This window comes from Desulfobacterales bacterium (assembly GCA_030066985.1).
Taxonomy (GTDB): domain Bacteria; phylum Desulfobacterota; class Desulfobacteria; order Desulfobacterales; family JAHEIW01; genus JAHEIW01.
Map to the genome: position 1 here is coordinate 40682 of JASJAN010000035.1, position 19825 is coordinate 60506.

Genomic DNA, 19825 nt, shown 5'->3' on the forward strand with positions numbered 1-19825 from the left:
GTTGAATTGGTTGGTTAAAACCGAACCAATAAAACAAATCAAACTAATTAAACATATGTAACACCTGACACCTAACAAACATAAAATAAACACGGTGGACGAAATGGAACTTCAGAACAAAGTGGCTTTAGTGCTGGGCGCCATCAAGGGTATCGGTAAAGGTATCGCTCTGTCCCTGGCACAGGCCGGGGTGAAGGTCGCCTTAACCTACTTTGACTGGGAAGAAGAGCTGCCAGCGTTGAAAAAGAATTTGACCGCTGAAGGCAGCGATCACCTCATCTTGAAGACCAACCTGCTTGAAACCGCAGCCATACCCGCAATGATTGATGCGGTAATCGAACGTTTCGGACGCCTGGATATTTTAATCAACAATATTGAGCGCGGCGGCTGGCCGGTGGTGCATGGACCTTATCAGCAGCAGCAATGGGATCTGGAAATGGAGACCACCTTGCGCGCCAAACGCTGGGTATTTGATACTGCCCTGCCGCATTTAAAAGCCAGCGGCGATGCGGTTGTTATCAATCTGTCTTCCATCGCCGGTGTTGTCGGTCGGTCCGGTCCTGCCGGCATGGTCTTTAACGAGGGCTACGCTGCCGCCAACCGTGGCGTGTCTTTGCTAACCGAGACCTGGGCACGCATGGGTGCCCCACAGGTGCGGGTTAATGAAATCATGCTCGGCTTTGTTGAAACCCGGCACGCCCGGCAAACCAGAGGCTGGGGGTTGCTCACAGCCGATCAAAAAAAAGCGATTATCGATCACACGCTTTTAGCGCGTACCGGCGTCATTGAGGATGTCGTTAAGGCCGTCAATTTTATCATCACAGATGCCCCATTTATGACCGGCAGCGTTATACGGCTTGATGGCGGCTACATTCTCGGCGGTGAGGTCGTGCCCGATATGCCCAAGGGCGTCCTTTAAAAGCAATAAACCTCTCGCAAAGGCGCAAAGACGCCAAGAGTTTTTCTATTAGTGATTTTTTCTTTGCGACTTGGCGGCTTTGCGTGAGAAAAAATAAAAACGATAGAATTCCTTTAATTTTTTTTAGGTCGTCTCTAACGCAATCTGATTTTTTTGGTTTTAATGCCCCACAAAAAAAGCTGCACCCAATCCATGCCGAATTTAAGCAGCGCCACATCATCTGTTTTTATTTTTTTAAGCAGTGCGGATTTAACCTTGTAACGCTGCAAAAAGCTGCTGTTAAGGACAAATTCACGAAAGCGGTCAATATTATAGGTGGCCATAAATGCCATTTTGGCGCGGGATCCTTCCGGTCCATCAACACCCCAGGGATCATCTATAAACAGTCGCTTAAATTGCGCCCAGCGGATTGTCATCCGTTGATAGCTCTGGGCATCCTGATCCTCGGCCCAGCTGGCAACATCCCACTGGTCATCCTCGTGCTGCCCCAGGCAAAATTCCGGCGGCCGGTAAAAAAAGATCGGGGTATCTTTTTTGCGGGTGGCATCATACTGAACGCCCTGCTCGATGGGAAAGGAGCGGCAGGTGTCCGGGCGGTCGGCATAAACCGAGCAGCCGTAATTCGTCAGAAAAGGACAGGTTTTCTCCTGGTCTTCAGACATCCGCAGCAGCACTTCCGGGAAAAAATTGCCCGGGCACAGGACGGCATCCACGTGCTGCTCTAAAAATTCATCCGAGGAAATTTTTAAAAAATTTTTTAACCGCAACACGTCGTAAGGATACAAAAACAAGTTTAAATTTCGGCAGCAGCGGTTAAAACAGCCAATTTCCGGATAGCAGCGAAATGAAAACGTATCCTTCTCGTCAATCTGTCTGCCCGGCAGATCATCTTTTTTATCTATATCGATATACTTCATATTTGCGACTCACATGGCCCATAGTGCCCGGTGCATGGAGAAAGGAATCATTTAATCGCAAACTCTTATCCCCGTGCCCCAGTCCCCGCGCCATTTGCATGCAAGACAATCATTTGCGCTATCGACATTTTAATTTTTGTTGTGAAGTCCATTGAGCGCCTGACATCCTGCTCAAGTTTAGCCATCTCACGATAGACGGGTGTACGATCAAACCCAACATAACGCTGGTGACCACAGCGCTCGCCAAAAGTGCTGCAGCCCGGGCCCATAATGTTTGGCTGACCGGGTTTTCGCAGCTCGTGGGGGAGTCCATGCAGGCGGCAAATCATGGGGCGATAAGAATACAGGATACAGCGCGTATCAACATTAAGGGGGCACATCATTCTAATCGCTGCCGGGTTGTCGTGGGCTTTTTCAATCGCATCAATCACGGTTAAAGCCCGCTGTTTTACCTGTTCGTCGACATCGGCCTTGAGGGTCATCAGGCCTTGTTTTAGATAGGCAACCTCAATGACGGTGTGATGATAAAACCGCGTCCGGCAGCAATTGTCCTGGCATCCATCGCAGGTAAAGCCGTATTGTTTGGCCGCTCGGTTATAAGCATCGTCCATGCTGGCATAGATCTGCTGCAGCCGTTGAATAAAAACAGCCAGATCAGGGGCTTCAATACGCTCTATTCCATGAGATAAGTTCATTACTTTCATAGATATCTGGGTTCTAAACGACGGGAGATGGAAAAAATATACTCTGATAAAGGTTCATGGCGTAGCGGTCAGTCATGCTGGCAATCAAGTCACAAACGGTGCGCTCTTTGCTCTGATTGTTGTTGTTGCCCCCCAGCATCTGCAATTCGCTTAATTTTTGACGGAGCATCTCCTCATGTTCCAAAAAATAGGCGTACAGATCGGACAGCATTTTTTTGGCTTTTTCAAAATCCTGATGCACCTGCGGGGAGCGGTAAACGTTTTCATAAAGAAATTGCCTCAATGCTGTCATGGCGGCATAGATCTTATCATCTATCTTTAGATGCAGCTCTCCATTGTGGGCCTTGCTGGAAGTGATCAGCCCTCGAATCATGGTTTCCGCCCTCTGGGAATGCGTGCGGCCCAGCGTATCCATGCAGATCCCCGGCACCTGTTCGGAGCGGATAACACCGCTGCGAATGGCATCCTCCAGATCATGGTTTAGATAAGCCATAATATCGGCTATGCGGACAATGCGACCTTCATACGTAATGGCCATCTTGTCCGGGTCATCGGGCAGTATCTTTCCGTACCCCTTGGAATGCTTTAAAATACCATCGCGAACCTCATATGTGAGATTCAACCCTTTTCCGTTGTTTTCAAGAACCTCCACCACCCGCAGACTCTGAACATTGTGGGAAAAATCAGCTGAATATATCTCTCTTAAAACCGTTTCACCGCTATGACCGAAAGGCGTGTGGCCAAGATCATGCCCTAAAGCGATGGCTTCAACCAGATCCTCGTTTAAAAACAATGCTCGGGCCATAACCCTTGCCATCTGTGATACTTCCAGCGTATGCGTCAGCCGGGTGCGGTAATCATCACCCAAAGGTGCCAGAAAAACCTGTGTTTTATGCTTTAAGCGTCGAAAGGCATTCGAAAACACAATTCGATCCCGATCCAGCTGAAATGCGGTTCGAACCGAGCAGGATTTTTCGTCAACAGCACGTCCCTTTGAATCGGAGCTCAAACACCCGAAAGGAGCCATGAATTTTTCCTCGCGGCGCTCATATTCTTCGCGAATGGACATATAAAAACCCTTAAAAGGTTTGGCGTTTAAGATCTGCGAATTTGATAATTTCGCCAAGTTGTCTTTGAACCCTTGAAATTTTAAGCAAAAAGCTAATATAAATATCTGTATAGTGGTTTGTAAAGGAATATTTAATTTACCTGTTAACTGGAAACAATAGCTTCCATATTGAGATCGGGTCAGGCATAAACTATGGAAGGTCATCACCTCATACTGGGCGAACTGGTCGATTATATCTCCGGCGAGGTCTTAAAAGATACTCACGACGAGCGCCACCGTCAGGATATCGCACGCCGACTTGTCGAGCAAAATGGGTATGCCAAAACAGATATCGAGCCCCGCAAAGCATTGGTGGCTCAAGCCGATGACAAAAAGGCGGTTTTGAAAGTTGATTTTATCATCACTCTAGCAGGACAGATCTTGATGGTCGTCAAGTATGCACCCGGATCCTTAGTCACCCGTCGGCGATCGGCACTGGCCGTATCGCGGCTGATTGCTCCGTATCAGGTTCCGGTGGTTGTTATGACCAACGGTCAGGATGCTGAAATCATCAGCGGGCCATCTGGTGACGTCATCGACTCGGGTCTGGATGCGATCCCCTCTAAACGGGAATTAACACAGCGTCTGGCCGGCAAGACCTTTGAATCGATAACAAAACACCGAGCCGAAATGGAGTCCAGAATCCTTTATTGTTATGAAGTTGATGACAGCTGCGAATGTGATGAGGATATCTGTCGGTTGTAGATGCCCATGTCACTCGTTATGATTTTTTAACCGGAGTAGTCACTAATGTTGCTTTATTAGGTTTCAGGTGTCAGGAAACATCGAAAACATGCAACCGTTACCTCATCTGAGTAGCAAGAACTTGAAGATAGCTGCCGAAGGCCTGACACCCGACACCTGAAACCTGAAACCAACTATTTGATAAGATCTAAGAACTGAAAACCGGCACACAAGCATAAGGATGTCTTGATGGATGACGAATTCTATATGAACAAAGCATTGGAGCAGGCTCGCATGGCGCTGTCAAACGGCGAGTTTCCCGTCGGATGCGTCATGGCGCTGGGTAACAACATCCTGGTGACCGGCGCCCGGGAAGGCACCACCGGAGATAGCGTTAATGAAGTCGATCATGCCGAAATGATGGCCCTGCGAGAGCTGAGTCGCCTGGATCGAAACGTAAATATGAAAGAGGTCTCGGTGTTTTCAACCCTCGAGCCCTGCCTGATGTGTTTTGGAGCACTGGTCATCAGCGGCATTGGCAGGATTGTTTATGCCTATGAAGATGCGATGGGCGGGGGCACCCGTTGCGATTGTGCCCCTCTGCCGCCATTGTATAAAGAAAATCAGATCGAAATTATATCCGGCATATTGAGAAGTGACAGTCTTGAATTATTGAAATCCTATTTTTCACAAACCGAACATACCTATTTAAAAGACAGCTTCCTGGCCGCCTATACCCTGGACCAATGAAAACCGCTTTGCAAATGGGGTTATTTTGATCAACATTTCAACTTAATCACAGCACGTTTTTCTTGCATTTTTTTCTTGCATTTCTTAATGTTGTTATATATTGGAGATTTTAAAAATACTGGATTTGAAGGAATTTAAAACTTAATATGTAGATGACCCAGCGGGTATAAAGGCAGGCTGATTGCCAACCTGAATAAGAATGGGGATTTGTGCCATTCTGTGTTGACTGCAACCTGGCGTCATCCCAAATGAAACCATAGATGAGGAGGTGCACGCATAGCTGTTCCCAGAAGATTTCAGAGACCCAGACGCACGAACAAAGCAAACATTAATCAAAGAATTCGAGCAAAAGAAGTCAGATTGATTGACTCTGAAGGCAACCAAGTCGGTATCATACCAACCAAAGAAGCCCTTGAAGCTGCAGCTGAAGCAGGCCTGGATCTGGTTGAAGTATCACCGAATGCGAATCCCCCGGTCTGTAAAATAATGGACTATGGCCGCTATCGTTACGAGCAAACCAAAAAGAAACATGAGGCCAAGAAAAAACAAAGTACTTTTCAGCTCAAGGAGATAAAGGTTCGCCCCAAAACCGGTGAGCATGACCTGCAGGTTAAAATCGGCCATATAAAAAAATTCATTGGCAAAAAAGATAAGGTCAAAGTCAGTGTTATCTTCAGAGGGCGCGAAATAACACTTTCAGAGCTGGGAAGAACGGTGCTTCAAAAAATAATTGATGAAACCGAAGAAATTGCCATGATAGAGCAGGAGCCCAAATTTGAAGGTCGAATCCTGGTCATGGTTCTGGCACCGAAATAGCTTGATCTTATATCAAAAGTGTTCTAAATACGACCCGTAAAGGGCGTTGCCCCTATATCCAACTGAATATTTCTCAGGGTGGCGTGAGCCGAGATGTGTGATTGCTCACGCCATCTATTTTTAAAATAGTAAGACCAAAGGAGTGTCCTAGATGCCTAAGATAAAAACCAATCGCGCTGCCGCCAAACGCTTCCGCAAAACCGGCACCGGAAAAATCGTTTATAATAAGTCCTTTGCCAGTCATTTATTGACCAAAAAAACGACCAAACGAAAACGCTCTTTGCGCAAAGGCAGAATCGTTGACAGAACCAATGCTAAGGCCATAAAATTATTGCTACCCAACGGCTAAAATTTCTAATTTCTAAATGGCTCTTTTCCCGATGAGCTTCGTTCTCCGCGATTTTCCGCCTTCAACGTACTTCAAGTACGCCGAAGGCAAAAAACCTTGTGCGGCCTTGCTCACCGAAAAAAGCCCTCATTTATAAATTAGAAATTAAACCAATATCAGAGAATTTGTGTTTCAGGTTCACTTCAGTGAAAGTGATTAGGCGCCTCGTTGAACACCTTAATGTTTAGGATCAAGATGTGAAATCCCGCCGTTACCTGGGCGGGGCTCTCGAACATGGGAGCGGCTTATAAAACCACTTTACTTTTTTATAAAAGTTAATAGTTTGACGATAGCTTTTATGATTTATCGATAGAGAGGATAAAATGAGAATCAAACGCGGCTTCAAAGCCAGAAAAAGACGGAAAAAAGTTTTAAAATTAGCCAAAGGATTTCGCGGTGGTCGCAGCAAATTGTTTCGCACAGCCGCAGACGCGGTGGATAAATCCCTAATGTACGCCTATCGCGACCGGCGCCAACGTAAGCGCGACTTTCGCAGGCTCTGGATAGCGCGTATTAATGCAGCCGCGAGGATGAACAAGCTGTCATACAGCAAATTTATGCACGGTCTCAAACTGGCAAACGTTGATCTGGATCGCAAAGTTCTGGCTGACCTGGCCATTACGGATCCGGCCGGTTTTACTAAAATTGCGGAATTGGCTGCACAAAAACTTTAACCTGAATTTGCATGAAAATTAATGAGAACTTGCCATTCTTTTGGCTGGTAGCATGAGAAACAAAACGGTAAAGTAGTCGCTTATACCGGTTATTACATGGAGAAAAATCATTTTATCTCATTAATTTTCACCCTAAAAACAACGCGGCGAGCCAGAGGCTTTCATGTGCTGTGTTATTAAGACCGAGGTATAGTTAACTATAACCTCGCCCTTAAATGCCTCGCACATAAAAACCTCTGGCCCGTGCAAACTTCAGGTTAAACCATGATTGATCGTTTCAAATTTTGAAAATGGATAACTCCATTGATCAAATTTATCAGGAAGCCCTGGACGGGCTTAACACGGCAACAGACCGCCAGGCAGTTGAGGATATTCGCGTCCGTTATCTGGGACGCAAAGGGGTTATCACTCAGTTCTTAAGGAACATTTCAAACCTACCCGCCGAACAGCGCCCATCAGCCGGCCAGCAGGCAAACCAGGTTAAACATCTGCTGGAGAAGGCCTGTAAAGAGACCGCCCAAAAGCTTGAAAGCACCGCTAAAGCCGCCGAGGCTGGCATTGATGTTTCATTGCCCGGCCGACCGGCACCGTCCGGCTCAACGCATCCGATTACCCAAATCAATCAGCGCATCTGCGACATTTTTACCCAAATGGGATTTGACATCGCTGAAGGGCCGGAGGTTGAGTTGGATTATTATAATTTTGAGGCCCTCAATTTTCCCAAAGATCATCCGGCCCGGGACATGCAAGACACCTTTTTTGTTTCCGATGATATTGTTCTGAGGACGCATACATCTCCGCTTCAAATTCGCACCATGGAAAAACAGCAACCACCGGTACGGATCATCATGCCTGGCAAGGTCTATCGTTGCGATTCGGATTTGACCCACACACCTATGTTTCACCAGGTGGAAGGCTTGTTGGTGGATGAGAATGTATCATTCGGGGATCTGAAAGGCACACTGACCGCCTTTGTCCATCAGATGTTTGACGAGCAAACAAGCCTGCGTTTTCGGCCGGGATTCTTTCCTTTCACCGAGCCCAGTGCCGAGGTCGATATTTTGTGTGTGATGTGTCGGGGCAAAGGTTGTCGCGTATGTTCTCGAACCGGCTGGCTGGAAATTCTCGGTTCTGGAATGGTTCATCCGGCCCTGTATGAAAATGTAGGATATGATGCCGACCGCTATACCGGTTTTGCCTTCGGGATGGGTGTGGACCGCATCGCCATGCTTAAATTCGGAATAGATGACATCCGCAAATTTTTTGAAAATGATGTGCGGTTCCTATCCCAATATTAAACAAAACGTACAACATACAATCTGGAATAGAAGTTTTAGAAAATAATCTCAAAAGCGGGTTCAAGGTATTAGAATATGTTCGATAGCAAGGCGCAAACCGATTCGAAAGTTAAGTCCGCCTCAGGCGGATTAGTATTCGAGCATTTCGAATCGGTTTGATGCACACCTTAGTGTTCATAAAAAATAGATGTGTAATCCATTTATCCTGGGTAACACAGCTATCGGACATTAGATGATGTCTTGACCCTTCTTTTAGGAACTGAATAAATGAAAGTTAGTCTCAGCTGGCTCAATGATTATGTAGGCATCAAAATGGCACCGTCGGAATTGGCGGATGCACTGACGATGGTTGGACTCGAAATTGAGTCGGTATCCGAACGCTACCGTTATCTGGATACGGTCTTTGTCGGTCGAATTGAAGCGATCGAACCGCATCCCAATGCGGACAAACTGCACCTGTGTCGGGTTGATACCGGTCGCGGAAAAGTTACGGTCGTCTGCGGCGCGCCCAATGCTGAGCTCGGAATGTTATCACCGATTGCACTGCCGGGCACCGAATTTCCGGAAGGTTTTATTTTAGAACTGAGCGTTATCCGTGGACAAACATCCGAGGGCATGCTTTGCAGTGAAGGTGAACTGGGACTGGGGGAGGATCGCAGCGGCATTATGCAGCTTGACCCAAAGCTGTCGGTCGGCGACCCGTTGGCCTCCGCCCTGGAACTGACAGATACCGTTTTTGAAATCGAAATCACCCCCAATCGCCCCGATTGTCTGAGTGTCCTCGGCGTGGCGCGCGAGATCGCAGCCATTCAAAACAGTCGTCTGAGGTATCCGGATTTTCAACTCAATGATGCCGACGACCGCATATCCCAACTAACATCCATACAAATTGAAGCACCGGACCACTGCCCGCGCTATGCCGCCCGCTTACTTGCGGATATTCAAATAAAACCATCCCCCTTTTGGCTACAGCAGCGACTTTTATCTGTTGGACTGCGACCGATTAATAATATCGTGGATGTGACCAATTTTATTTTGATGGAAACCGGTCAGCCGTTGCATGCCTTTGATTTTGACCGTCTGGCGCAAAACAGAATTGTGGTGCGAACCGCCAACAAAGGCGAAACTTTTATTACCTTGGATCAAAAAGAGCGTCTGCTGGACGCAGAAATGCTGATGATCTGTGACGGCGAAAAACCGGTGGCCATCGGCGGGGTCATGGGAGGTCTCAATTCCGAGATTGAAAACGATACCACCCGGGTATTGCTGGAAAGTGCCTATTTTAATTCGGTCAGTGTTCGTCGGACATCAAAACAGCTTGGTCTGAGTACTGACGCTTCTTATCGCTTCGAACGCGGGGTTGATCCGGGGGGAACCATTGCGGCGGCCAACCGGGCCGCCAAGCTGATGGCTGAAGTCAGTGGCGCAAAAATTATCTCTGGTTTGATCGACGAATATCCAAATCGACAGACTGTCAAAAGTCTGAAGCTCAGCACCAAAAAGACCAACCGCTTGTTGGGAACACGTCTGCAACGCAGGCAAATTGAAAAACTTCTCAAGTCCATAGAATTTGCGGTAAAGCCCAGCGATACTGAAAAAGATACCCTCAAGGTGACCTCTCCGACTTTCCGGGTGGATATTTCAAGACCCGAGGACCTGATGGAGGAAGTCGCCCGTCTATACGGGTATAACAATATTCCAACGACATTTCCGCAAATGCCAGCCACCGGGCGATCATCTACAAAAGAGATCCAATTGCGCAACCGGGCCCGTCAGCTTATGGAAGGGTTTGGTTTCCGCGAAACGGTTAACTACAGTTTTGCCCATCTCCAATCGGGTGACCATTTGAGAGTGGCTGACGCTGATCCGCGCCGAAAGCTCGTGCATATTTTGAACCCGCTGACCGAAGATCAGGCCGCCATGCGCACCTCTTTGGTGCCCGGATTGTTGCAAACCACACATTATAATTTGGCCCAGCAGATCAAAAATTTAAAAATTTTTGAAATTGGCAAAATTTTTATCCATAAAGATTCGCAACAGCTACCGACAGAAACGGAGATGGTCGCCGGGCTGTGGACCGGATCCCGTTATGATGCGTCCTGGCATGGTCAGGAGACAGCCTGTGATTTTTATGACATCAAGGGTGTCGTCGAACGCTTTTTAAACGCACTGCAGATCGATGATGTCCGGTTCAGTCGACTGTCTGATAATGAATGCAGCTATACCCAACCCGGCTACAGCGCGCAAATCTTGTGCAACCAGATCCCGTTGGGGTTGGTGGGGCAAATTCATCCGCGGGTGCTTGCCACTTTCGACTTGGAGCAAACAGCATTTTTATTTGAGCTCAACTTCGACCATCTGATACCACTGCTTAAGGATTCAACAGTTTCCAGACCGATTCCCAAATTTCCGGCTGTTTTCAGGGACATCACCATCATCGTAGACAAGGCACTTGAAGCCCAAGAAATTGTCAGCACCGCCGGGAAACAGCCACATGAGCTGGTGGAAGACATCGACTTGCTAAGTGTATTCGAGGGAGCTCCTATTGCTCCGGGCAATAAAAGTGTATCGCTGCGAGTGACCTATCGGTCAGCTCACAAAACACTTGAAGACGAAGATGTAACGCCCATCCATCAATCAATTGCGGATAGGTTGGTTGAGACATTTAATGCCAGTTTACCGACCTGATCGCAACAATCCTTACAGGGTCTTAAAAATGCAAGATCAAAAATCAACGCCTATGGACATACCCGACAAACTTTATTTCAGGATTGGCGAAGTCAGCAAAATAGCCCAAATCCCCGCTTATGTTTTACGATTTTGGGAAAGTGAATTTTCTCGGATTCGACCGAAACGAACCGCCGCAGGTCAGCGATTGTATTCCCGGGCTGATATCGAGCTGATTTTAAAAATCAAAACACTGCTTTACGAGAAAAAGTTTACCATTCAGGGCGCCCGACAGCATTTATCTGTCAGATCGCGCAAAAATGAGGCAGCCGAAAAGCACTTGCTGGCGGATTTGCATGCAGAACTCAAATCCATCAGGGATATGCTCGACTGAATTCGAGCTCTGAATGTTTTTTCGCTAAAATCTGAAAGCAACGAATTTACCACGAAAGCACGAAAAATAAAAAAATTTCGCGCTTTCTCAATTTCGTGTTTTCGAGGTTGGCTTTAAACTGTATTACCTCAAACCGGCCCTCATTCCAAGTAAACCGTTTCATATTTATTGAATTATATTGACAACGGCCCGATTTTGTCATAATCATTTAAGGTGAAGAGCGGGCATAGCTCAGCTGGTAGAGTACAAGCTTCCCAAGCTTGGTGTCGCGAGTTCGAATCTCGTTGCCCGCTCCAGTTTGGTTCGTTTCCTTTTAGTTGGCGAGGGTAGGACTTTTTAGGGACTGTGAGATGGAATTAACTATTACCTTATGGTCGGTGTCATGAACTGATAACTTTTACCGCGCAAAGGCAAAGGTCTACCTGGAGTTAAGGAAACGGGCGTCAGCCCGTTTTTTGTTTTTTCAGGCTAAGCTAAATAGATTCGGTGAAAACGAAACAGCGTAAATTTAAGAAAAAAAAATCGGACAACCGGAACAGGTCATTCGGGCCCAAAAACGAGAAAGAGATCATCAAGCAGATAGGGGCATTGGCCGAACCGCTTTGTGACAGCGAGGGTTTAGAGCTGGTGCACATCGAATTTCAGCGCGAATCCGGTGGCAGGATCTTACGCTTGTATATTGACCAACCTGCAGGCGTCAGCCTCGACGATTGTGTCAATGTCAGTCGCCAGTTAAATGATCTGCTCGATGTGAAGCTTGATGATATCGGACCTTACACATTGGAAGTGACATCACCAGGACCGGAGCGGCCTCTGTCTAAGTTAAAGGATTATGAGCGTTTTAAAGGCCGCAAGGCGAAGATAAAGACACAGCTGCCGATTAATGAACAAAGGAACTTTACCGGTGTTATTGTGGGAACATCTGCTGAACAAATAAAATTGTTATTTAATGAAAAAACCGTCGACATCCCGTTTGGTTATATCGCCAAAGCGCGGCTTGTCGATGCTGATGGAGAAATCTGATGCAAATTTCAGATATCAAACGTGTTGTTGAACAGGTCAGCCGGGATAAGGGTATCGAACGAAAAGTGTTGATCAAAGCCCTGGAAGAGGCATTAAAATCTGCCGCGCGGAAAAAATTCGGCAACAAAATGGATATAGAGGTCCAATATAATGAAGATTCCGGAGAGATTGAAGTTTTTCAATTCAAGGATGTTGCTGAAGTCGTGACTGAACCGGCCCTTGAAATCAGTCTGGAAGAAGGCCGCAAGCTGGATCCGGGATGTGAAATCGGAGACAGCCTGGGCACAAAAATGGACACCAGCACCTTCGGCCGTATAGCGGCGCAGTCGGCCAAGCAAGTCATTATCCAGAAGATGAAAGATGCCGAAAAAGATGCTGTTTATTCCAGTTTTGTTGATCGCAAAGGTGAAACCATCAACGGTATTGTGCAGCGTATTGATCGAGGGGACATCATTGTCAACTTGGGGCACACTGAAGGTATCGTTCACGTTCGCGAGCAGGTTCCCAGAGAATCCTATCGACGCGGAGACCGCATCCGGGCATACATTTTAGATGTCCTGCATGAATCTCGCGGACCACAGATCATTCTGTCGCGGACCCATCCGAATTTTCTGATTCATCTGTTTCGCACTGAAGTGCCTGAAATCAGGGAATCAATCGTAACCATTATGGGAGCAGCTCGTGAGCCGGGCATCCGCGCCAAAATTGCAGTGGCCTCCAATAACTCAGATATCGACCCCGTCGGCGCCTGTGTCGGCATGAAAGGCAGCCGCGTCCAAAATGTCGTCCAGGAGCTAAGAGGTGAAAAAATCGATATCATCCCTTGGCATGTCGATCCGGCCAAATTCGTATGCAATGCGCTGGCGCCAGCTGAAATCTCCAGGGTAATTATCGATGAAGCCAATCAGACCATGGAGGTCATTGTGCCGGATGAGTTTTTGTCGATTGCCATCGGCAAAAAAGGACAGAATGTCCGATTGGCGTCAAAATTGACCAGTTGGAATTTGGATGTCAAAAGTGAAACCAAATACACGATTGCTATGCAAAGCGGATATGATTCACTGGTTGCTTTGCCGGGCGTTGGCATCAGTATGGCGGATGCGCTCTATGAATTAGGCTTTTATTCAGCCGAAGAGGTCGGCAATGCTACGCCGGAAGATTTGATTCAGATCAGGGGGATCGGAGAAGAAACGGCCAAAAAATTGATTGCCGCCGCTCAAAAAGCTGTCGAAGAAACCGAGCAAGCTGAAGAACTGGAAGAGGACACCGTAAGCAACGATGCGGACACCGCCGAAATAGATGCGACCGAGAGCGATGAAGCCGATGCTGCTAACCAGGCGCCTGTTGAGGAGAGCGAGCAAGCTGAAGAAGCAGCCAATAGGGAAGCCGAAGCAGTCAACCAAACGGATACAAGCGAAACCAACGATTCCAGCGACGAAGTGCCGTTGGATGCTGAAGCACAGGATAATCAGTCCGCATCAGAGGAGGTCGACGAAACGCCTGGTAATGCAGCTGAAATTTCCGAGACCGATAGTGCCAGCGATACTGAGCGCTCCGATGAAGAAACCGATAAGGCTTAAACGGATACCAAAGATCGTTAGTGAGGATCGTCAAGAAATAAGAACATCCATTAATAGTGAATGGATCGATTACTGAACCAACAACTATAGCGCCGGGTGCGGCTGCCAAACAGTAGCCACATAGCGGTACAGAACTAACTTTTTGGGGGAAACAATGGCCAAGCTCAGGGTGTACGAACTTGCCAGAGATTTGAATATGACCAACAAGGTGTTGATTGCCAAGCTCAATGACTTGGATATCGACGTAAAAAGCCATATGAGTGCCTTGGAAGAGGACATCATTACCAAAATCAAATCTTCTCTGTTTGGTGCCAAAGAAGAAACCGTTGAAGAAACACGGGTAAAACCAACAGTCATTCGGCGGCGTCGCAAAACAGTTAAAGTCGAAGTGGTCGAGTCTTTAGATGCAGAGGCAGAGGCGCAGGAAACTGATGCGGCTGAAACCCAGGCGGATACCGTATCTGAAGAAGCGGACGCAAAGGCTGCTCCAGAAGAGATTGCTGAGAAAACGGTTGAACCCGAAAAGGTGGAAGAACCGGTCTCTGAGGAAAAATTGGTCGTCAAAGAAGAGGCCAAACCCCCCAAGGTTCGCAAGAAAGAACCTTCGGCTAAAATTATAAAACTGCCAATCAAACCGCCCGCAAAGCCATTAAAAGAGAAAAAGGCCGCTCCGCAGAAAGCAAAAATTCAAGCATTGCCTTCCCGCAAAGATATAGCTGAAACTCCAGCGAGGGGAGATGAGCCTTCGACGGCGGATAAAAAGAAAAGAAAACGCAAGAAAAAGTATGAAGAATCCGAAGTCGACAAGAAGTTTCTTAAGAAGAAAATTTCATTCCGCCGAAAAGCAGTAATCGAGGGAGAGGATCTTTACGGGGCAGGATATCGACCACGCAAGCAGCGCAAGATGGGTAAAGGTAAGAAACCTACCGGCGGTCAAAAGACTCAGATAACGGTTGCCAAAGCGATCAAGCGACGCATTAAAATTGATGATGCCATTGTTCTATCGGAACTGGCAAAACGCATGGGAATTAAAGCTGGTGAGATCATTAAGTTTATGATGGGGATGGGCTCCATGGCCACGGTCAATCAAACCATTGATTTTGATACCGCCACACTCATCGCCAATGAATTTGATTATGAAGTGGAGCGCGCCAGCTTCGAGGAAGGGGCCCTGATAAAGCAAGAAACCGATGACCCTGCCAAACTGATACCGCGTCCACCGGTTGTTACCATCATGGGACATGTCGATCACGGTAAAACGTCTCTGCTGGATGTCATTCGTCAATCGCGAATATCAGAAATGGAAGCCGGCGGAATAACGCAACATATCGGCGCCTATCTTGTAGACACGGATAAGGGGCACATCGCCTTTTTAGATACCCCGGGGCACGAGGCCTTTACGGCAATGAGAGCACGCGGGGCCCAGGTGACCGATATTGTAGTTCTGGTAGTTGCAGCCGATGATGGTGTCATGCCGCAGACCAACGAGGCGATAAATCATGCCAAGGCCGCGGATGTCCCCATCATCGTAGCCATCAATAAAATAGACAAACAGAATGCCGAACCCGATAAAGTACAGCGTGAACTTGCCGAAATCGGTCTGACACCTGAAGATTGGGGCGGGGATACAATTTATGTCAAAGTATCGGCTAAAGAGGCTGAAGGAATTGACGAACTACTCGAAATGATTTCGCTTCAGGCTGAAGTTCTTGAACTCAAAGCCAACCCCGACAAACTGGCCACGGGTCATGTTGTTGAAGCTAAAGTCGACTCAGGTCGGGGATCCATCGCAACCGTTTTGGTAAAAGAAGGTACGCTGCGCGCGAGTGACCCGGTCGTTTGCGGTATGCATTATGGCAGAATCCGGGCAATGCTTGATGACAGAGGCAGCTTGATTGAATCCGCAGGGCCCTCGATACCGGTTGAAATTGTTGGATTGTCTGGTGTGCCCATGGCCGGCGACGAATTTTTTGCACTAGATGATGAAAAAAATGCCAAGCAGGTCAGTGAAAATCGACAGCAAAAACAAAGATCAAAGGAGCTGGCCCAATCGAACCGCTTGAGCCTCGATAAGCTTTACGAGCGCATGCAAGAAGGTGAAATCAAAGATTTAAACCTCATCATTAAAGCCGATGTTCACGGTTCAATCGAAGCCTTAAACGATTCGCTGACGAAACTTTCCAATGATGAGGTTAATGTAAACGTTGTTCATTCCGCCAGTGGTACGATCGCCGAATCCGATATTTCCCTGGCGACGGTTTCAAATGCCATTATTATCGGTTTTAATGTACGTCCAACGCCAAAAGTCCAGGCTCTGGCCAACGATGAAAAAGTGGACATGCGGTTTTACAGTGTCATCTATGATGTTATCAAAGATGTCAAAAGCGCAATGGCTGGAATGATGGCATCCACATATGAGGAGCAGGTATTGGGTACGGCGGAAGTCCGCGAAGTTTTTCAGATTCCCAAAATTGGTAATATTGCCGGCTGTTATGTAACCGATGGCAAGATTGAACGCGGCCAAAACCTGCGCCTTTTAAGAGATGGCGTTGTGGTGTTTGAAGGCAAAAATTCTTCGTTGCGCCGCTTTAAAGATGATGTCAAAGAAGTCCAGGCCGGCTATGAGTGCGGCATCGGCATAGAGCATTTTAATGACATCAAAGTCGGCGATACGATTGATTGTTATTATATGAAGGAGATTAGGCCCGAAATAGAATAAAAACTGTTTCAAGCCATTCATGTTTTGTCCGCTGGACTGCGTTATAATTTGGTTCAAAATACTCGCGTACTATCGTGTACGCTCCGCTTTTGAACCATATCAAGCCTTGCCAGCGAACAAAACCTAAACGCCTTGAAACAGTTTTAACTTATATTAAAAAATTGCTTCTGACAGAGATCCTCTTGTGGGGAGTTTAAAGATAAAACCTAAGTTTACAACACAGCGGCCCTTTCAGAGAATAAAAAGACTATGGTCGTAGGAATTGGAACGATTACCTTTAGACTGCATGACTGCCGCTCTTTAAAGGGAAAACGAAAAGTGGTTCGGGCGATCGTCAGTCGGCTGCGCAATAATTTTAATGCATCGATAGCGGAAGTGGCATCAAACGATATACATCAGCGCGCCGAAATTGGCTTTTCGATGGTCGGCAATGATAATGCTGTCATTAACTCAAAACTGGACAAGATCATTAATATGGCCGAAGACCTCGGCCTGGCGGAAATTATTGACACTGAGATAGAAATCATTCATTTATGATCCCTTTTGCACGATCAGACCGGGTTAGCGGATTAATTCAAAAAGTATTATCTGAGTTAATACAAAAAGATATCAAAGACCCGCGGTTGACAATGGCTACCATTACCGGAGTAGACGTTTCGCGTGACTTGAAGCTGGCCCGCATATATTTTACGACCCCCAAAGGCGAGCAGAAAAAAGATGCGGCCATCAAAGGGTTTAACAGTGCCCGCGGGTTTATCAAGCGGACCCTGGCAAGTGAGCTGGATCTAAAATACATGCCGGATTTGAAATTTTTTTACGATGAATCCATCGAGTATGGTGCTCAGATTGACAGCTTGATCAAAATAGCCAAAGAAAAAAATGGAGAAGATTCTTAAACACATTAAGACCAGCCGAAGCATTTTGGTCGCATCACATGCAGAACCTGACGGAGATTGTCTCGGTTCGCTGGTGGCGCTGGGATTGGCATTGAGCAAACTTGATAAAAAGATCACCATGTTTAATCCAAGCCCCATACCAGCCGTTTACCGATTTCTGCCGGGTGTTGAACGCATCGTAACACAAATCAAAGAAGCTGAAGCCTATGATTTGGCCATCATACTGGATTGTGGCGACATTATCAGAGTCGGTGATCAAAGTGCCCTTGTTGACCAGATAGCAGTCGTGGTTAACATCGATCACCACGTTTCCAACACCGGCTTTGGGCACATCCAGCTCATTGATACCGATGCCTGCGCGACTGCTGAAATCGTCTATCGATTGATCAATGCGCTTGATATCCCTTTTGACAAAGCAATTGCAACTTCCATTTACCTTGGCATATTAACGGATACGGGCTCTTTTCGTTTTTCAAATACCAACCCGGCGGCCTTTGAGATCAGTAAAGCCATGACCGACATTGGTGTTGAGCCCCACACGGTGGCGCAACGTGTATTTGGAACCTATTCTTTGGGACGTATCAAACTGTTAAATATGGCCTTAAATTCGATTGAAATTTCAGGAAACGGCAAATTGTCATTGATGACTGTAAGCCGCAGTATGTTAAATTCAACCGGAACGAGTACCGAAGATATAGACGGTTTGATCAATTATGCGCGCCGTATTGAAGATGTTAAGGTTGCAGCTCTTATCCATGAGATTAAAAACGGAGCCGGTAAATTTACCAATATGAACCGCTACCATGTCAGTTTGCGTTCGGACAACACGGTAGACGTTGCTAAAATTGCCGGTAATTTTGGCGGTGGCGGTCATACCAGTGCTGCCGGATTTCAGATTGAATCAACTCTGGTGGCATTGAAAGAAAAGATCATCGAGCTGGCAGATGACCTATAAACCGACCGGTTAACGCGCGAAAGGATCGCGTTCGTAAACCGCGCATGAAAAGAACACCCCATGCAGGCACAGCAGCAAAGCGGGATAATCGTTGTCAATAAACCTACGGATATCTCCTCTGCAAAGGTCGTTGCAAAGGTCAAACACCTGTTAAACGCGAAAAAGGTTGGTCATGCCGGCACGCTGGATCCCTTCGCAGAAGGTGTTTTGGTTTGTTGCATAAATGACGCCACTCGCTTGGCGCAGTTTCTGCTGACAGGTAATAAAACTTACGATGCAACCCTGAAGCTGGGAATCGAAACCGATACGCAAGATTCGACCGGAGCTGTTATTGCCACCAAAGCGGTTAGGGGCTATACGGAAAAAGAGATAACATCGACTGTTCAAAAATTCATCGGGTCGATTAAACAGCAGCCACCCATTTTTTCGGCCTTAAAACACAAAGGAACACCGCTATACAAATTGGCACGGCAGGGTCGACCGGTTCAAAAGCCGGCGCGACGCGTTTATATAACAGACATAAAAATTCTTGAAATAAATCTGCCGCTGGTTCATTTAGAGGTGTCGTGTTCCGCCGGAACTTACATTCGCACCTTGTGTGCCGATATCGGCAAGCAGCTGGGATGTGGCGGCCATTTGCTGGCCCTCAAGCGCACCGAGAGCAGCGGTTTCACAATTCATCAGGCTATATCGCTGCCACAACTGGAAAAGCAGGCAACAAACCGGGCATTTAATGGCAGTATAATCAGCATGACAGATGCCCTGGCAGATATGCCGGGGTATACGGCCGATCAAGATTTGAAAAAAAAAATCAAATATGGTCAGCCGGTTCAAAAAACAGATATTGATCTGGATCGTATGCCAGCAGATGTATTCAAACAAGACACTTATCTGAAAATTATAGATGCCAACAATGCATTGCTGGCTGTGATCAGGTATTTGAAAAACCAGGACAAATTTGCTTACACCTGTGTTTTTCAAAATTAAACATGACAGAAGCACCATCAAGGACCATTATCCGAACAGGAGGCTGTAACAGTGGTTTTCGACACAGAAGAAAAAAAGAAATTGATTGACAAATTCAAACTTCACGAGACAGACACCGGATCGCCGGAAGTTCAGGTCGGTTTATTGACCTACCGTATTTCCTCCCTCACTGAGCATCTAAAAATTCACAAAAAGGATCATCATTCCCGCAGAGGTTTGCTGATGCTCGTCGGCAGGCGCCGCAGGCTGTTAAACTATGTGAAACACAAAGATGTCAATCGCTACCGGGCGATCATCGATACGCTGGGGCTGAAACGGTAAATTGCAGAATCGGCGCATCCCTTTC

The 19825-nt window shown here is 46.9% G+C and carries 20 protein-coding genes and 1 tRNA gene; 18 read left to right on the plus strand and 3 right to left on the minus strand.

Translation table 11 applies throughout. The annotated features are described in order from the left end of the window. Positions 1-103 precede the first annotated feature (103 nt). Positions 104-919, plus strand: a complete 816-nt coding sequence (locus tag QNJ26_17140; protein ID MDJ0987268.1) for an SDR family oxidoreductase — start codon at positions 104-106, stop codon at positions 917-919. A 134-nt stretch (positions 920-1053) separates the two neighbouring features. Here the strand turns inward: QNJ26_17140 and QNJ26_17145 are convergent, their stop codons facing one another. The 3 genes from QNJ26_17145 to QNJ26_17155 all read right to left on the minus strand — a co-directional run bounded on the left by QNJ26_17145 (position 1054) and on the right by QNJ26_17155 (position 3609). Continuing rightward, complete coding sequence (locus QNJ26_17145; GenBank protein ID MDJ0987269.1) at positions 1054-1836, minus strand: YkgJ family cysteine cluster protein; 783 nt, start codon at positions 1834-1836, stop codon at positions 1054-1056. 65 nt (positions 1837-1901) lie between these two features. Then, the gene (locus tag QNJ26_17150; protein MDJ0987270.1) at positions 1902-2531 is read right to left on the minus strand and encodes a hypothetical protein; all 630 of its coding nucleotides are present in this window, start codon (positions 2529-2531) and stop codon (positions 1902-1904) included. Between the two features lie 22 nt (positions 2532-2553). After that, positions 2554-3609 (minus strand): deoxyguanosinetriphosphate triphosphohydrolase, encoded by a 1056-nt coding sequence (locus tag QNJ26_17155; protein ID MDJ0987271.1) that lies wholly within the window; start codon positions 3607-3609, stop codon positions 2554-2556. A gap of 192 nt (positions 3610-3801) precedes the next feature. On the opposite strand from QNJ26_17155, the gene QNJ26_17160 reads away from it, so the two are divergent. The 17 genes from QNJ26_17160 to rpsO all read left to right on the plus strand — a co-directional run bounded on the left by QNJ26_17160 (position 3802) and on the right by rpsO (position 19800). Next, positions 3802-4353, plus strand: coding sequence for a type I restriction enzyme HsdR N-terminal domain-containing protein (locus QNJ26_17160; protein MDJ0987272.1), 552 nt, complete (start codon positions 3802-3804; stop codon positions 4351-4353). A gap of 228 nt (positions 4354-4581) precedes the next feature. Continuing rightward, positions 4582-5082 (plus strand): nucleoside deaminase, encoded by a 501-nt coding sequence (locus QNJ26_17165; protein ID MDJ0987273.1) that lies wholly within the window; start codon positions 4582-4584, stop codon positions 5080-5082. A gap of 276 nt (positions 5083-5358) precedes the next feature. Beyond that, entirely contained in the window at positions 5359-5898 is a 540-nt protein-coding gene (infC, locus tag QNJ26_17170; protein ID MDJ0987274.1) for a translation initiation factor IF-3, read from the plus strand. A gap of 151 nt (positions 5899-6049) precedes the next feature. Continuing rightward, positions 6050-6247 carry a 50S ribosomal protein L35 gene (gene rpmI / locus QNJ26_17175; GenBank protein MDJ0987275.1) on the plus strand — a complete coding sequence of 66 codons (198 nt, stop codon included), beginning with the start codon at positions 6050-6052 and terminating at the stop codon, positions 6245-6247. Positions 6248-6609: 362 nt separating this feature from the next. Continuing rightward, positions 6610-6960, plus strand: coding sequence for a 50S ribosomal protein L20 (gene rplT / locus QNJ26_17180; protein ID MDJ0987276.1), 351 nt, complete (start codon positions 6610-6612; stop codon positions 6958-6960). 290 nt (positions 6961-7250) lie between these two features. After that, positions 7251-8258 (plus strand): phenylalanine--tRNA ligase subunit alpha, encoded by a 1008-nt coding sequence (gene pheS, locus QNJ26_17185; protein ID MDJ0987277.1) that lies wholly within the window; start codon positions 7251-7253, stop codon positions 8256-8258. 267 nt (positions 8259-8525) lie between these two features. After that, positions 8526-10946, plus strand: coding sequence for a phenylalanine--tRNA ligase subunit beta (gene pheT, locus QNJ26_17190; GenBank protein ID MDJ0987278.1), 2421 nt, complete (start codon positions 8526-8528; stop codon positions 10944-10946). A 28-nt stretch (positions 10947-10974) separates the two neighbouring features. Continuing rightward, positions 10975-11319, plus strand: coding sequence for a MerR family transcriptional regulator (locus tag QNJ26_17195; GenBank protein MDJ0987279.1), 345 nt, complete (start codon positions 10975-10977; stop codon positions 11317-11319). Between the two features lie 220 nt (positions 11320-11539). Next, a tRNA-Gly gene (locus tag QNJ26_17200) sits at positions 11540-11615 on the plus strand. A gap of 190 nt (positions 11616-11805) precedes the next feature. Beyond that, positions 11806-12342 carry a ribosome maturation factor RimP gene (gene rimP, locus QNJ26_17205; GenBank protein MDJ0987280.1) on the plus strand — a complete coding sequence of 179 codons (537 nt, stop codon included), beginning with the start codon at positions 11806-11808 and terminating at the stop codon, positions 12340-12342. Beyond that, entirely contained in the window at positions 12342-13922 is a 1581-nt protein-coding gene (gene nusA, locus QNJ26_17210; GenBank protein MDJ0987281.1) for a transcription termination factor NusA, read from the plus strand. The genes rimP and nusA overlap by 1 nt, the downstream gene beginning before the upstream one ends. Positions 13923-14076: 154 nt before the next feature. Beyond that, positions 14077-16641, plus strand: coding sequence for a translation initiation factor IF-2 (infB, locus tag QNJ26_17215; protein ID MDJ0987282.1), 2565 nt, complete (start codon positions 14077-14079; stop codon positions 16639-16641). Between the two features lie 249 nt (positions 16642-16890). Continuing rightward, the gene (locus tag QNJ26_17220) at positions 16891-17178 is read left to right on the plus strand and encodes a DUF503 domain-containing protein (GenBank protein MDJ0987283.1); all 288 of its coding nucleotides are present in this window, start codon (positions 16891-16893) and stop codon (positions 17176-17178) included. After that, positions 17175-17537: a 30S ribosome-binding factor RbfA gene (gene rbfA, locus QNJ26_17225; protein MDJ0987284.1), complete on the plus strand. Its 363-nt coding sequence runs from the start codon at positions 17175-17177 to the stop codon at positions 17535-17537. The genes QNJ26_17220 and rbfA overlap by 4 nt, the downstream gene beginning before the upstream one ends. Continuing rightward, complete coding sequence (locus QNJ26_17230) at positions 17521-18492, plus strand: bifunctional oligoribonuclease/PAP phosphatase NrnA (protein MDJ0987285.1); 972 nt, start codon at positions 17521-17523, stop codon at positions 18490-18492. The genes rbfA and QNJ26_17230 overlap by 17 nt, the downstream gene beginning before the upstream one ends. Positions 18493-18552: 60 nt before the next feature. Further along, positions 18553-19479 (plus strand): tRNA pseudouridine(55) synthase TruB, encoded by a 927-nt coding sequence (gene truB, locus QNJ26_17235; protein ID MDJ0987286.1) that lies wholly within the window; start codon positions 18553-18555, stop codon positions 19477-19479. Between the two features lie 51 nt (positions 19480-19530). Next, positions 19531-19800: a 30S ribosomal protein S15 gene (rpsO, locus tag QNJ26_17240; protein ID MDJ0987287.1), complete on the plus strand. Its 270-nt coding sequence runs from the start codon at positions 19531-19533 to the stop codon at positions 19798-19800. Positions 19801-19825 lie beyond the last annotated feature (25 nt).

Bases quoted from the DNA above. Each gene is read 5' to 3' on its own strand.
- infB (MDJ0987282.1), top strand. From the start codon at position 14,077: ATGGCCAAGCTCAGGGTGTACGAACTTGCCAGAGATTTGAATATGACC.
- QNJ26_17150 (MDJ0987270.1), bottom strand. From the start codon at position 2,531: ATGAACTTATCTCATGGAATAGAGCGTATTGAAGCCCCTGATCTGGCT.
- QNJ26_17155 (MDJ0987271.1), bottom strand. From the start codon at position 3,609: ATGTCCATTCGCGAAGAATATGAGCGCCGCGAGGAAAAATTCATGGCT.
- QNJ26_17140 (MDJ0987268.1), top strand. From the start codon at position 104: ATGGAACTTCAGAACAAAGTGGCTTTAGTGCTGGGCGCCATCAAGGGT.
- QNJ26_17220 (MDJ0987283.1), top strand. From the start codon at position 16,891: ATGGTCGTAGGAATTGGAACGATTACCTTTAGACTGCATGACTGCCGC.
- truB (MDJ0987286.1), top strand. From the start codon at position 18,553: ATGCAGGCACAGCAGCAAAGCGGGATAATCGTTGTCAATAAACCTACG.
- QNJ26_17145 (MDJ0987269.1), bottom strand. From the start codon at position 1,836: ATGAAGTATATCGATATAGATAAAAAAGATGATCTGCCGGGCAGACAG.
- nusA (MDJ0987281.1), top strand. From the start codon at position 12,342: ATGCAAATTTCAGATATCAAACGTGTTGTTGAACAGGTCAGCCGGGAT.
- pheS (MDJ0987277.1), top strand. From the start codon at position 7,251: ATGGATAACTCCATTGATCAAATTTATCAGGAAGCCCTGGACGGGCTT.
- QNJ26_17195 (MDJ0987279.1), top strand. From the start codon at position 10,975: ATGCAAGATCAAAAATCAACGCCTATGGACATACCCGACAAACTTTAT.
- QNJ26_17160 (MDJ0987272.1), top strand. From the start codon at position 3,802: ATGGAAGGTCATCACCTCATACTGGGCGAACTGGTCGATTATATCTCC.
- pheT (MDJ0987278.1), top strand. From the start codon at position 8,526: ATGAAAGTTAGTCTCAGCTGGCTCAATGATTATGTAGGCATCAAAATG.
- rpmI (MDJ0987275.1), top strand. From the start codon at position 6,050: ATGCCTAAGATAAAAACCAATCGCGCTGCCGCCAAACGCTTCCGCAAA.
- QNJ26_17230 (MDJ0987285.1), top strand. From the start codon at position 17,521: ATGGAGAAGATTCTTAAACACATTAAGACCAGCCGAAGCATTTTGGTC.
- QNJ26_17165 (MDJ0987273.1), top strand. From the start codon at position 4,582: ATGGATGACGAATTCTATATGAACAAAGCATTGGAGCAGGCTCGCATG.
- rplT (MDJ0987276.1), top strand. From the start codon at position 6,610: ATGAGAATCAAACGCGGCTTCAAAGCCAGAAAAAGACGGAAAAAAGTT.
- rbfA (MDJ0987284.1), top strand. From the start codon at position 17,175: ATGATCCCTTTTGCACGATCAGACCGGGTTAGCGGATTAATTCAAAAA.